At 64.8% G+C, this 13,096-nt stretch carries 14 protein-coding genes; 8 read left to right on the top strand and 6 right to left on the bottom strand.

What is annotated here, in order from left to right; translation table 11 throughout:
* Positions 1–4: 4 nt before the first annotated feature.
* Both ACH6CV_RS06805 and ACH6CV_RS06800 read left to right on the top strand, forming a co-directional pair.
* A complete protein-coding gene (locus tag ACH6CV_RS06805) occupies positions 5–892 on the top strand; it encodes a PfkB family carbohydrate kinase (RefSeq protein WP_456357425.1) in 888 nt (295 codons plus the stop codon).
* A gap of 142 nt (positions 893–1,034) precedes the next feature.
* Positions 1,035–1,910, top strand: a complete 876-nt coding sequence (locus tag ACH6CV_RS06800; protein ID WP_456357424.1) for a helix-turn-helix domain-containing protein — start codon at positions 1,035–1,037, stop codon at positions 1,908–1,910.
* A gap of 766 nt (positions 1,911–2,676) precedes the next feature.
* On the opposite strand, the gene ACH6CV_RS06795 is transcribed toward ACH6CV_RS06800, so the two are convergent.
* Together ACH6CV_RS06795 and ACH6CV_RS06790 are read right to left on the bottom strand one after the other, a co-directional pair.
* Positions 2,677–2,919: a hypothetical protein gene (locus ACH6CV_RS06795; RefSeq protein ID WP_456357423.1), complete on the bottom strand. Its 243-nt coding sequence runs from the start codon at positions 2,917–2,919 to the stop codon at positions 2,677–2,679.
* Positions 2,920–3,106: 187 nt separating this feature from the next.
* Positions 3,107–3,358, bottom strand: a complete 252-nt coding sequence (locus tag ACH6CV_RS06790) for a hypothetical protein (protein ID WP_456357422.1) — start codon at positions 3,356–3,358, stop codon at positions 3,107–3,109.
* A gap of 332 nt (positions 3,359–3,690) precedes the next feature.
* Between ACH6CV_RS06790 and ACH6CV_RS06785 the strand changes: the two genes are divergently transcribed.
* The 5 genes from ACH6CV_RS06785 to ACH6CV_RS06765 all read left to right on the top strand — a co-directional run bounded on the left by ACH6CV_RS06785 (position 3,691) and on the right by ACH6CV_RS06765 (position 9,557).
* A complete protein-coding gene (locus ACH6CV_RS06785; RefSeq protein WP_456357421.1) occupies positions 3,691–5,292 on the top strand; it encodes a L,D-transpeptidase family protein in 1,602 nt (533 codons plus the stop codon).
* A 72-nt stretch (positions 5,293–5,364) separates the two neighbouring features.
* Positions 5,365–6,558, top strand: coding sequence for a patatin-like phospholipase family protein (locus ACH6CV_RS06780; RefSeq protein ID WP_456357420.1), 1,194 nt, complete (start codon positions 5,365–5,367; stop codon positions 6,556–6,558).
* A 343-nt stretch (positions 6,559–6,901) separates the two neighbouring features.
* Entirely contained in the window at positions 6,902–7,306 is a 405-nt protein-coding gene (locus tag ACH6CV_RS06775) for a hypothetical protein (RefSeq protein WP_456357419.1), read from the top strand.
* Between the two features lie 221 nt (positions 7,307–7,527).
* Positions 7,528–8,472, top strand: coding sequence for a 16S rRNA (cytosine(1402)-N(4))-methyltransferase RsmH (gene rsmH / locus ACH6CV_RS06770; RefSeq protein ID WP_456357418.1), 945 nt, complete (start codon positions 7,528–7,530; stop codon positions 8,470–8,472).
* The gene (locus ACH6CV_RS06765) at positions 8,469–9,557 is read left to right on the top strand and encodes a tRNA-guanine transglycosylase (RefSeq protein ID WP_456357417.1); all 1,089 of its coding nucleotides are present in this window, start codon (positions 8,469–8,471) and stop codon (positions 9,555–9,557) included. The genes rsmH and ACH6CV_RS06765 overlap by 4 nt, the downstream gene beginning before the upstream one ends.
* 205 nt (positions 9,558–9,762) lie before the next feature.
* Here the strand turns inward: ACH6CV_RS06765 and ACH6CV_RS06760 are convergent, their stop codons facing one another.
* On the bottom strand, positions 9,763–10,095 hold the full coding sequence (locus ACH6CV_RS06760; protein WP_456357416.1) for a helix-turn-helix domain-containing protein: 333 nt from the start codon (positions 10,093–10,095) through the stop codon (positions 9,763–9,765).
* Between the two features lie 106 nt (positions 10,096–10,201).
* On the opposite strand from ACH6CV_RS06760, the gene ACH6CV_RS06755 reads away from it, so the two are divergent.
* Positions 10,202–10,519, top strand: coding sequence for a helix-turn-helix domain-containing protein (locus tag ACH6CV_RS06755; RefSeq protein WP_456357415.1), 318 nt, complete (start codon positions 10,202–10,204; stop codon positions 10,517–10,519).
* Between the two features lie 290 nt (positions 10,520–10,809).
* On the opposite strand, the gene ACH6CV_RS06750 is transcribed toward ACH6CV_RS06755, so the two are convergent.
* Genes ACH6CV_RS06750 through ACH6CV_RS06740 form a run of 3 tightly spaced genes read right to left on the bottom strand, consistent with a single transcriptional unit; the run spans position 10,810 to position 13,029 of the window.
* Entirely contained in the window at positions 10,810–11,439 is a 630-nt protein-coding gene (locus ACH6CV_RS06750) for an ATP-binding cassette domain-containing protein (RefSeq protein ID WP_456357414.1), read from the bottom strand.
* Positions 11,436–12,272 (bottom strand): hypothetical protein, encoded by an 837-nt coding sequence (locus tag ACH6CV_RS06745; protein WP_456357413.1) that lies wholly within the window; start codon positions 12,270–12,272, stop codon positions 11,436–11,438. The genes ACH6CV_RS06750 and ACH6CV_RS06745 overlap by 4 nt, the downstream gene beginning before the upstream one ends.
* A complete protein-coding gene (locus ACH6CV_RS06740) occupies positions 12,265–13,029 on the bottom strand; it encodes a hypothetical protein (protein ID WP_456357412.1) in 765 nt (254 codons plus the stop codon). The genes ACH6CV_RS06745 and ACH6CV_RS06740 overlap by 8 nt, the downstream gene beginning before the upstream one ends.
* Positions 13,030–13,096: the final 67 nt, after the last annotated feature.

Here is a 13,096-nt window from a genome sequence, read left to right as displayed (position 1 = left end):
TTTCATGCGCGATTACGACTTGCTGATCCTGGGCCAGGTATCACTGGACATCAATGTGGACCACAATGGGCGCGAGGTGCGCGAGCTCGGCGGCGCGGTGGTGGCCTCGGGCTTCGCCGCCTCGGCGCTCGGACACCGAACCTGCGTGCTGCCCAAGGCGAACTTGGGCGAGGTGGACGTCGCGGCGCGCTTTGCGGGCGCGGCCCATGTGGACGTGCGTCCGCTTGAAAGCCCCGCCTGCACATCGATTGAAAACGTATACCATACGGCGGACAAGGAGCGGCGCACCTGCCGCGCGATCAGCCGGATCGAGCCTTACCGCACGGACGAGCTGCCCGACGTGGACGCGTCGATCGTCCATATCGCCGGGCTGATGTACGGCGACTTCGACGGATCGATCATCGAGTGGGCGGCGGGCCGGGCGCTGTGCGCGCTGGACGTGCAGTGCATGCTGCGCCGTGCCGAGGGCCCGGAGGGAATCATGGCCTTTGGCGATTGGCCGGAGAAGCGAACGTACCTTCCGATGATCCGATTTTTGAAGACCGACGCCGCGGAGGCCGAGATCATGACCGGCCTGTCCGACCGCTACGAGGCCGCGAAGCTGCTGCACGGCTGGGGTGCGCGGGAGGTCATGATTACCCACAACACCGAGGCGATCGTCTATGACGGCGAGCGCTTTTACGCAGAGCCGCTCGTGCCGCGCAACCTGTCCGGGCGCACGGGCCGGGGCGACACCTGCTTCGCCGCCTACATCACCGAGCGGCTTAACCAGCCGATCGACCGGGCGCTGCTGACCGCCGCCGCGCTGGTATCGCTGAAGATGGAAACCCCCGGCCCGTTCACCGGGACGAGGGCGGATGTGGAGGCCTATATCCAAATGTTCTATCGTTGATTAACGCCCGGACGCCATAGGACTGACCTCCCGCGTCCCGCAAAATCGCCCCCTGCAACCAAAAGTTGCGCAGCTGTAGCCCAGAGTGTATGGCGCAACCGGACCTGTCTGTGGTAAACTGTCCGCATAAAGGGGGATTCACATGAACATTGAAATCGCAAACCGGCTGGCGGCGCTGCGCAAGCAGAGCGGGCTCAGCCAGGAGCAACTGGCCGACCGGCTGGGCATCAGCCGCCAGGCCATATCGAAGTGGGAGCGGGCGGAATCTTCGCCCGACACCGACAACCTGATCGCGCTGGCGAAGCTGTATCAGGTGTCGCTTGACGAGCTGCTCAAGATGGACCCGGAGGCCGAGGACGACGCGCTGTTCGCGCGGCTCGCCCGGCAGGCGGACAACGCGCCCGCGGCGGAACAAGGCGCGAGCGCGCCGGACGCCCAGGCGTCCCGGCGGCTGCGCATCTCGCTCCGGCGACGCCCGCGCGGCAAGGGTCGCGCGGCGGCGCCCGACGCAAAGGCCGCGCGAAACAAGGCCGGCGCGCCCGACGGCCCGGTGTGGCGGTTCCAGGGGGCTGACGGACGGGTCAACCTCAAGCTGTTCCCCTATCCGATCATCGTGTTCTCGGTCTATATGCTGATCGGGTTTCTGTTCGACCTGTGGCACCCGGGCTGGATGCTGTATCTGACGATTCCGGTGTACTATACCGCGCTCAGTCCCGATGGTGGGTTCGACCTCGACCGCATCCCCTATCCGCTGCTGGTGGCCATCCTCTATCTGGTGGTCGGGTTCGCCTGGGACTTCTGGCATCCCGGTTGGATGCTGTTTTTCACGATCCCGCTGTACTACACGGCGGCGGGGCGGCTGATTCGCGCGAAGGCGAACCAGGCGATCATCGCCGTGATGCTGCTGGGCGCGTTCTATCTGATGGGCGCGTCGTTCGGGCACTGGTTCCAGCTGTGGTTGGTCGGCCCGGCGCTGGCGCTGATCGTGCTGGCGACGATGCGAGAGCGGGCGCACTGACGCGCGGGGCCTCCCTTGGCCGCAATCGCATTCGCGCCCCCGGCACATGCCCGTGGGCGCTTGCTACGGGGACTTCTGCCCCCCCTTCCCCCGGGGCGAGGCGCTTCGCGCTCGCCGTAGAGGCTCTTTGCAACCGTGCCCTCCCCCATTCCCCTCCCTGGAGGGGTGTCCGCAGGCGGGGTGGTAGCCCCCGCAGGGCGTAACCCAAGCCTCCGTACCTGCTTTTCGAGCCCTGCCGACAGGCTCACCACCCCGTCGCTCCGCGCCACCCCTCCGAGGAGGGGAATGGCCACCTATTCCCCTCCCAGGAGGGGTGTCCGCAGGCGGGGTGGTAGCCCCCGCAGGGCGTAACCCCCAAGCCTCCGTACCTGCTTTTTCGAGCCCTGCCGACAGGCTCACCACCCCGTCGCTCCGCGCCACCCCTCCGAGGAGGGGAATGGCCACCTATTCCCCTCCCTGGAGGGGTGCCCGCAGGCGGGGTGGTAGCCCCCGCAGGGCGTAACCCCAAGCCTCCGTACCCGCTTTTCGAGCCCTGCCGACGCTTCGTCTACCGCGCAATCGGGCGGGCATCACCCTGCCGCAGGAGAATTATGGGTACCGGCCCTACGAATATAGCGTCGTGCCGTAGGCGTAAAGATGCCAAATCCAACGCAATCGCCCGTTTTCCCGGGAGCCCGGGGCATGTTGGACAGCACGAAGCCCGTCCGCGTTTCGCGGACGGGCTTCTACTAAAGCGACGTTTGGGGCGAATGCCCCGCGCCGCGCATCAGGCGCAGTTGCCGCGCATCAGAAAGTCGATGACGTTCAGCGCGTCGCGGCCCTTTTCGAGCTTGAGCTCCATGTTGGTCAGATGCTTGTCGGGCATGGTCTTCCACAGCGCCTTGACCAGTTCGCCGTCCTTGGCCCACTCGGACTTCTGCCCGTCCGGCAGCACGATGTCCACCTTGCCCTCGCAGGCGTCGAGCTTCGCAAACAACTTCTCGGGCTTCTGAATGTTATAAATTTTCATTTTTTAGTCTCCTTTCACGAATCAGACTACGTCTCACACTCTCTTCTCACGCACCTGCCCCTTGCAGGCGCGCCGTATGGCGAACCAGAGCCCGCGCCTGCCGCGTGGACCGCTTTCATGGGGCGCTTGGGTACGCCCGGGTTTTCACGCGGCGGAGGGGATGGTCGCCCTATGCCGAGCCGATGGACTACTCCTCGGCCGGCACCACGAAATCGGACAGCTTCTCCGAAAAGTCCATGATGACTTCGTCCGGCATATCGCCGGTGTCGATCACCAGATTGGTCTTATCGGCGTACATCATCGCCAGCACGCCCAGCGTCGACTTCGGGTCGGCGGCGAACTTGTTCACGCGCAGGAACATTTCGTAGGGGAACTGATTGCAGATGTTGCTCAGACGCTCGGCTTCCCTCATGTTGTCTACTTGAATCCGGATATTCACGGTATCCCTCCTTTGCCATTGATATTTGCCCCGGTTCCTTGGAACCATCTGTATTATATGGCAAAAACCTCATTCTGTCATTATGAAATGATGCACCCCACGTCAAATTCTGATTAAGTCATGTTATTTCGCTTGATATTTTCGATGCATATTGTATTCTTTGCACAACCCACCCAGACCGTAGTGCATGTTGCACAATTATATTCCTATCAATTTGCTGGGTTTTTGACTTGCCGATAAAGTTCATGCGGAGCATCGCACTAATGACACAATATGCCAGTATAATGGGTGGCATCATGCGTCAGTACGGGGGGATCGGGTTGAGGCGGCTGATGATTTTTGCGGCCTGTATTTTGCTGCTGGCGGCCATACCGGTGCGGGCGAACGGCGCGCTGGGCGCGGGCGCGCGGGGCGAGGCGGTCAAGCGGATGCAGGCGAGGCTCAACGAATTGAACTACCTCGCGGATGCCGCCGACGGCATCTTTGGCGAGCGCACCGGCGCGGCGCTGGCCGCGTTTCAGCGGGCGCACGCGCTGCCCCCGACCGGCACCGCCGACGGGGATACCTTGGAAGCACTCTACATGCCGGACGCCGCGCCCGCGCCGCGCGCGCTTAAGAAGGGCGACAAGGGCGACGACGTGGCCGCGCTGCAAGGCAGGCTGCGCCATTACGGCTTCCTGACCGGCGCGGTGGACGGCATGTACGGCAGTTCCACCCAGCGCGCGGTCAAGGACTTCCAGCGCCATCTGGCTGAGCAGGGCCAGGCGGTGGAGGCGACCGGTGCGGCCGACCTCGGCACGATGGCCTTGCTGAACGACCCCAATTATCAGCCCTACCTGTCGGATCTGGCGCGCTTCGCCACGGGCGAGGCGGTTCGGCGCCTGCAGGCGCGGCTGATTGCGCTGGGTTACATGGAGGGCGAGCCGAGCGGCATCTTCGACGAGTATACCGAGGCGGCGGCGACGGCGTTTGAGGGTGCGTGCGGCTTGCCGCTGACCGGCGTCGCCGGCCGCGAGTTCCATGCGCTCCTCTACCGCGAGGACGCGCCGCGCTCGCCCTACCCTGTGCCGCGCACGCTGACCAAGGGCGACAACGGCGCGTCGGTTCAGCGCATCCAGCAGCGGTTGATCGACCTGGGCATGCTGTACGGGGTGGCGGGCAAGCAATATGACGACGCCATGGAACAGGCGCTTGAACGGCTGGCCGAGCACCTCACCGCGCTCGAGGTCAACTGGGCCGGTGAATTCACCGATTTGCGCACGCTGAGCGTAGCGACGCAGCAGCGCCTGCTGGACGGCGCGCTGCCGGCCTACCGCGCGGACGTGGGCCTGGGCAGCAAGGGCGCGCAGGCGCTGCGCGTGCAAAGGCGGCTGAACGCGCTCGGGTACCTGCTGCACCGCATGGTGGACGGCCGGTTCGGCAAGAGCTCGGTCGCCGCGCTCAAGGCGTTCCAGCAGGCGAACGGCCTCAAGGACGACGGCAAAGCGGGCGCACTGACGCAGAACCTCCTGTTCGGGCCAGACGCTGTCGAGAACAAAACCCCGTGGCGGCTGCGCGTCAGCCTGGAGGACCAGAAGACCTATGCCTACCGCCTGGGCGAGGACGGCGAATACAGGCTCGAGCGCACGATGATCTGCTCGACCGGCCTGCTCGACGAGTGGACGCCGCGCGGCGTGTTTCTCAAGACCGGCCAGCAGGAAAAGTGGCACTACTTCTCGAAATACTACGTATGGGGGCGCTACACCTACTACATCGACGGCGACATCATGTTCCATTCGGTGCTGTTCTCCAGCCGCGACGAGGCCTCGGTCAACCCCACCTCGGTCGCGCTGCTCGGCCGGCGCGCCTCGCACGGCTGTGTGCGCCTATCGGTCGAGGACGCCAAATGGCTCTACGAAACCTGCCCGAAGGGCACGATCGTGATTGTGGAGTGATCGGGATTAAGTGACCGCGCACCGCGGTATAATGTTCCCTGTCCCTATGAAAGCGAAAGGAGAGGTCGCGGCATGGTCGGCGTGGCATTGGAGGGCGGCGGGGCGCGCGGCGCCTACCATGTGGGCGCGATAAAGGCGCTCTACGAAGCGGGCTACGCGTTCGACGGCTACGTGGGCACCTCGATCGGCGCGATCAACGCCGCCGTGCTGGCCCAGGGCGATTTTGACCCATTGGAGCGGATGTGGCGCTCGGTCACGCCCGAGATGCTGTTCAGCGACCCGCTGGTCAAGCTGCTGAAGCTGGGCGAGCGCTCGTTTGGGGGCGACTTCGTCGCGGATGTCAGAGGGCTGATCGGCGAGCTTCGCCAAACGGGGCTGCACAAGGGCGTGGACACGACGCGCATGAAGGCGAAGATCGGCGAGCTGATCGACGAGGCGCGGCTGCGCGCCTCGGGCAAGGTGTACGGCCTGGTGACCGTGTCGGTGACCGAGTTCAAGCCCTATCAGCTGCTCCTCCAGGACATCCCCGAGGGGGCGCTGCTCGACTACGTGATGGCCAGCGCCTCGTTTCCGGGGTTCCAGCCACAAGTCATCGGCGAGCATACGTTCCTGGACGGCGGGCTGTTCAACAACTGCCCGATCAACCTGCTGACCGACCTGGGTTTCGACGAGGTGATCGCCATCCGAACGGGCGGCCCCGGGCTGTTCTTCCCGCCCAAGACCGACGCCAAGATCACCATCATCTCGCCCTCGCGCGACCTTGGCAACGTGATGTCGTTCGACAACGAGCAGGCGCTGCGCAACCTTTCGATCGGCTACCTGGACGCGCTCAAGATGCTGCGCGCTCTCAAGGGCCGCAGCTACTACGTCGAGCCATGGCAAGGGTCGGATGCGGTGCAGCGCTTCCTTAAACTGCCGGACAGCCTGATCGCGGACATGCGGGGAGCCTTCATGCTGCCCGACCTGCCGCCCAAGCGCCTGTTGTTCGAGCGCATCCTGCCCGAACTCGGCACGCATTTGAAACTTGAGCACAACTACGGCTACGAGGATTTGATGCTCGCGCTGATCGAGGCCGCGGCCGCCGATGCCGGCGTCGATCCGCTCAGGGTGTTCAGCCTATCCGCACTTTCAAAAGCCATCCTGGACGCCGGCGAGCAAGCCCCCGGGAAGGAGGGCCCGCTCGCCATCCTGAGCCACCTGCTGGACCGCCGCCAACCGTTCATCCGGCAGCTGGGCCGCTTCCTGGCGCAAAGCGTGCTCGGATAGGTCGTGCGATCGCAATTTGAAGGCGTAGCGGCGCTACGTCGAGGATTTTGCAGGCGCAAGATGGCGCATAGAGCCGCCTGCGCGCGGGATTACGCGGCCTGGACGCCGGCCTCGTCCGACACGTCGCAGTTCCGGACTCCGCTCCCCTTGTTTTCCATAAGAATAATAGGATAAACGCATGTCCAACAAGCCGGCGTTAACCTATTGTGCGTCGGTGTTAACTTTCCGATGCTTCCGCCGATATATAATGATAGGTTACAGACATTTGTAATTTATGATGAATCAGGTGAAACCGGCGCTCGGGCCCCCCTTGACCGAGCGCCGGGGGAAAGTGGTGTTGGTTATGGACAGCGTACTCATGGTGGCCATCTGCCCGCAATGCGGGCGGCATTCCTACGTGAAAGGCGGCGGGGCATGCACCTTCTGCGGCGCCGAGGTGGTGCTCACGCGGGTCACGCGGCAGCAATACATGCAATCGCGGCCGTCCGACCGCACGATCCTGCTCAAAAAGATGGTCGAGACCTACGCCTCTTCCGGCCCCGGCTTCCGCGCCGACATGTACTATGAGCAGCTCAAGAGCCTGGACGAGGAAAAGATGAACGCGCTCGGCGAATCCGCGCAGTCGGGCCCCTCGTGCCCGCGTTGCGGCGGCGCGCAGGTGGAGGAAGCCCCCAAAAAGCGGGGGTTCCTCGGCATGTTCTCCGACAAAGCCGACTGGGTATGCCCGGATTGCGGCAATCGCTGGTGATGCGCGTATGCGGTTTCCCCCTTTGGAGGGATGCCCGGAGGACGGGGTGGCGACCTGATTGCAGTATTCGGCGTTCCCGTTGCGGGGCGTCGAGTTCAGACCATCGCATCCGCGCGTTTCCCTCGTATACCTACGCGCGAACCGGAGGCTCGAAGCCGCCCCGGTTCGCGCTTTTCTTTTCCCGCACGCTGTGGTATGATAAATCCATGGACGAGAATCGCATGGGCTTTCATCATCTGCCGGTGTTGCTCGCCGAATGCGTGGGCGGCCTCGCAATCCGCCCGGACGGCACCTACCTCGACGGCACGCTGGGCGGCGGCGGGCACAGCGCCGAAATCCTGAAACGGCTGGGCGCAAACGGGCGGCTTTACGGCATAGACCGCGACGAGGACGCGCTCGCGGCGGCTTCCGCGCGCCTCAAGGACGCCCGGTTTGCCGCGCTGCGCGGCAACTTCCACGATGCGCGCGCGCTGCTCGGTGCCCGCGGGGTGGACGCGCTCGATGGGGCGCTGCTCGACCTCGGCGTGTCGTCGCACCAGCTGGACGCGCGCGAGCGCGGGTTCTCCTACCACGACGACGCGCCGCTCGACATGCGCATGGACCGGCGGCAGGCGCTGACCGCGCGCACAATCATCAATGAATGGAGCGAGGGCGAGATCGCGCGCGTGCTCCGGGATTTCGGCGAAGAAAGCTGGGCGGCGCAGATCGCGCGCGTGCTCGTCGACCGCCGCGCACGCTCTCCGATCGAGACCACGGCGCAACTGGTCGCCGTGATCGACGCGGCGGTGCCCAAGAAGGTGCGCGCGAAGGACGGCTCGCACCCGGCGCGGCGCACATTCCAGGCGCTGCGCATCGCGGTCAACGACGAACTGGGCCCGTTGGACCGTGCGCTGCGCGAGCTTGTCGACCTGCTCAATCCGGGCGGTCGGTTGTGCGTGATCGCGTTCCATTCGCTCGAAGACCGCATCGTGAAGAACGCGCTGCGCGGCATGGCCGACCCCTGTACCTGCCCCAAGCACATGCCGCTGTGCGTGTGCGGCAAGAAGCCGACCGTTCGGCTGGTTACGCGCAAGCCGATCACGGCGGGCGAGGCGGAACTTGCCGCCAATCCCCGCGCGCGCAGCGCGACGCTTCGGGTATGCGAAAAACTGGAGGTGGGAAAATGACGCTTTTGGTCACGCGGCGCGGCGAGGTACCGCTTCCGGCGTTTTTCCCCGACGCGACCCACGGCGCGGTGCGCGCGACCGGGTTCGAGGACATGGAGCGGTCGGGCCTGCACGGCCTCGTCATGAACAGTTACCACCTGTACAACCGGCCGGGCGCGCGGCTGATTAAGCGCCTGGGCGGGCTGCACCGATTCACCGGCTACGGCGGCACGATCCTGACCGATTCTGGCGGGTTCCAACTGTTCTCGCTGATCCGCGAGAACCCGGCCTACGGCGAGATCCGCGACGGCGAGATCATCTTCCGGCCCGACCAGGGCCGGGAGAAGGTCATCTTCACGCCCGAGAAGTGCATCCAGGCGCAGCTTCAATACGGCAGCGACATCGCGATGGCGCTCGACCTGTGCACCCACCCCGACGACCCGCCCGAGGCGCAGCGGCGCTCGGTGGAGCTGACGGTCAAGTGGGGCGCGCGCTGCCGCGCGGAGTTCGACAAGCTGACGCGGGGAATGACGGACGAAAAGCCGCTGCTGTTCGGCATCGTGCAGGGCGGCGGCGACCGCGCGCTGCGGCTGGAATGTGGGCGGCGGCTCGCCGAGATCGGCTTCGACGGCTATGGCTTTGGCGGCTGGCCGCTGGATTCGGCGGGGCAGCTGCGCGATGACATCCTGCAAGCGGCGGCGGACGCGATGCCGGACGAACTGCCCAAGTACGCGATGGGGCTGGGCCGGCCGGAGGAGATCGTGCGCTGTGTCCGGATGGGGTATGGGCTGTTCGACTGCGTGATTCCGACGCGCGAAGCGCGCCACCAGCGGCTTTATATGTTCAGGGAGAACTGCGCGACGCCCGAGGGCGTGCGGCGCGCCGACGGAAAGTTTTACGGGTTTTACTATGCGCTGGACGACAAGCATGTTGCCGACGGGCGGCCGATCGAGGAGGGTTGCGACTGCGCGCTGTGTAAGCGGCATTCGCGCGCGTACCTGCACCACCTGTTCAAGGTGGGCGACGCGCAGGCGCTGCGCCTGGCGACCGCGCACAATCTCAGGTTTTACGGCCGGGTGATGGAGCTGCTGCGGGCGGAAGAATAGCGGGTTCCCGCTTGAGCGGTGAAGGGATTCTTAAGGGTAAAGCCCTTGAGCGGGGCCTGGGCGGCGTCCCTGATGTCCTGAAGTACATAGGCGTTGCCGGCAGGCAGCGTCTATGTACTTCAGGACGAGTTCTCCGCCTCGCAAAACCGCGCACCCTTCGTAAGGCGACCTGTGGTCGCCCGCGCCCCCGACTGCTGAAGGAAGCCTATCTGGAAAACCGCTTGTTAATCAGCTTCACAATCTCCACCATATCGTCTCTTTCGGCCGGCGTCAAGGCGGTCGCGTAGGCAATCATGCGATTGATCGAAGGATCGTACATGATCGCCGGCTCATCGTCGCCCAAAATCTCACCCAGCGTAAGGCCAAGGCCGTCTGCAATCTTGTTCATCGTCGTGATCGTCGGCGCTTTCTTGCCCTGCTCGATGAACCCGATATAGGACGCGGACAATTCGTCGCACCGCAGCGATAGCTCAAGCTGGGATAGTCCCGCCTTTTCCCGAAGCTGCCTTATCCGCTTCCCAAACGCTTGCGCGGTCATTCGCCTCACTCCTTACCAATTTATGATAGGAGTACAATCAACGCATGACAACATCGATAGATATGATGTATAATCCTATCTATAGATATTCTTTAGAGTGGAGGAAATGCCTATGAGCGGTTCACTCGACTACAGGGGGCTTGGGAAGGAGATACGACGCCGTAGGAAGCGATTGCGAATGACCCAGCGGACGTTGGCCTCGCAGGCGGGCATTTCCTTGTCGTTTCTTGGACACATCGAAAGGGGAAGCCGAAAGGCCAGTGTCGAAACACTGGTAGGCATTGCGATTGCTTTAGACGCCTCCATGAGCGACTTGCTGTGCGATTCTTTGCCGGTCAAGGGCAGGGTAAATGATTTCCCATCGTTAGAGGAAGACGTCGAGGTCATTCGCAAGGCGTTGGACAGGATTGTGGGGAAAGCATAGCGCATAAGGCGCGTATCCAGGGGGACGGGCGAAGCCGGTTTTGCGGAACAGGGACGGACTCGTCCCGAAATGTCGGGTGTCGCCCTGTGGGCGACACCCGACATTTTGGGACATCGGGAACGCCGCGCCGCCGCAGCTCGAAACCAGCCGCGCGGTTCTTGTGTTCTGAGGGCGGATACGGCGGCGCGGGGAGCCAAGAACGGGGGTTTGGTGGCTCCGCCCCCAAACCCCCGCCAAAGGGCTTCGCCCTCTGGACACCCTTCACGCCGCGGCGGGAAGGGCCCCTCCCCTCACAGCGCCACCAGCTTCCCTTTGTCCATCTCGCTGACCGTGTCGCACAGCCGGTCGATGTCCAGCGGATTGTGGCTCGCCAGCAGGATCGTGCGGCCCTCCTTTTGCAGCCGCCTGAACAGAGCGCGCATTTGCCGCACGCCGTCGTTGTCCAGGCCGTTCATCGGCTCGTCCAGGATCAACAAATCCGGGTCCTCCATGATCGCCTGCGCGATGCCCAGCCGCTGGCGCATGCCCAGGCTGTAGCGCGACACCCACTTGCGGCTGCCCGGATCCAGCCCCACGCGCTCCATCGCCGCGCAAATCTCCTCGCGCCCCACCGCCCGCCGGATGTCGGCCAGGAACTTCAAATTCCGGTAGCCCGAGTAGTTGGGCAGGAACCCCGGCGTCTCGATGATCGCGCCCATGCGCGGCGGCATCTCGATCTCCACGCCCACGCGCTTGCCGTCCACTTTGACCACCCCGGCGTCCGCGCGCGTCAGCCCCGCGATGCACTTGAGCAGCACCGTCTTGCCCGAGCCGTTGCGCCCCACCAGCCCGTGGATCAGCCCGGTCTCGAACCGCGCGCTGACAGATCTGAGCACTTCCTCCCGGCCAAACGACTTGCATACCCCCTTGAGCACGATCACAACAACATCTCCCTTCGCTTGGTCAGGCGCGCGCACCAAAACACAAGCCCCGCCGTCAGCCCCGTCAGCACGACAAACGCATACCACACCGGCGGCCGGCCCATGCCGTCGCCGTAGTCGAGCGTGGTCAGCCGCGACAGCGTGACCGGCGAGAAATAAAACGCCTCTGTCCCGAAAAATTCCTCGATCACCGCGTCGAACAGCAGCGGCGCGGACGCGGCCAGGAAACCCAGCCGCGAAGCGAAGCGCACATTCACCGCGAACTGCGTGAGCGCCAGCGAAGCGTAGGCCAGCGCGTGCAGCGCGAGCGTCAGCCCCATCGCCTGGATCGGCGCGTAGGCGTCCATCACCCAGGGGTCGTAGTCGAGCATCGTGTCGTATTGCTCGTACAGCCCGTTTTTGACCAACCCCTCGAGCCCGCCCGACCACCCGGACGACCACTCGGCCCACGGCAGCTGGAACAGAAGCAGCGCAAGCGCCACGACAGCCAAGTAGAGCGCGCTCATCGCAACCGTATACAGCACCTGCCCGCGGCCCCATGCGCCGCGCCCGGTGCGCGCGATGATGTAGCGCTGCGTCTCGTCGGTCAGCGGCACGTCAAACAGCAGCATCAACCCCATCAGCCCCGCCATCATCGTGATCTGCGCGTCGCTGAAGAAATAGGCGGTCATGCCCGGCCAGCCGAGCTTCAGGTTTTCCACTTGCAGCATCAGCCGGATCGGCGCGAACTGGTTCTCCACGTACAGCAAGGTCAAAATCAGCACCGCCCACGCGCGCGGCGTGGCGATCAGCCGCCGCAGGTTATGGCGCGCGCAGGCCCGGGCGTTACGCATTGCGCAGCCTCCTCCCCGCGCGCAGCGCGAAGGTCAGCCACAGCGCGGCGCACAATACCCCGAACACGATGGCGCCCGCCGCCAGGGTCAACGGCGGCGGCAACCCCGCCGCGCCGGTCTCGAGCAGCGTCACGTCGAGGAAGGGCGGCAGCAGCAGCGCCTGCCCCAGCTCCTGCAGCAGCCGGTGCAGCACCAGCGGCGCGCACAGCGTCAGCGGCACGTTGGGGTAAAAGGCGGAGAACGCCAGCGCGGACAGCGCCCAGAACGCGCCCGAGCAAGACGCCAACAGCAGCCGCGCGCCGTAATACTTGAGGTACGCGCCCGCGCCGCCGCCCAAGAGCAGCGTCTCAAGCCCCTCGATGTCGCCGATGAACGGCTCGCGCGACCAGTCGGGCGGGAACCACAGGTTCAGGAACACGACAAAGGCCAGCATGCCGAGCGCCGACGCGAGCGCCCCCGACAGCGCGCAGGCGGCGGCCTTCGAATGCAGGTACCGGCGCTTGCCCGAGCGGGACACCGCGGCGGCCGCAAAGCCGCTCCTCCAATCGGCGCAAAACCCGGTCGCAAACGGCAGCGCCGAAAGCAGCGGCATCACGGGCGCGACGAAGCCCATCGACGAACTGAAGAAAAAGGCCATCAGCGCCTCACCCTCCCGGCCTGTGAGCAGGTATGACACGCTGTGCAATTGCAGCAGCAGGCCGAAAAGCGCCGCCCCCCACAGGTACGGCCCCAGCGCGCGCCGCCGGTCGAGCGACAACAGAGCAAATCCCTCCCAAATCGGTATACATTGATTATGTCACGGAACCCCATTCAATGGTAGGGGC

It is taken from the genome of Anaerozeibacter quisquiliarum (assembly GCF_051162045.1).
Taxonomy (GTDB): Bacteria; Bacillota; Clostridia; order Christensenellales; family Aristaeellaceae; genus Anaerozeibacter; species Anaerozeibacter quisquiliarum.
Note: the sequence above shows the minus strand (reverse complement) of the source record. Positions and strands in the feature narration are given on the sequence as shown.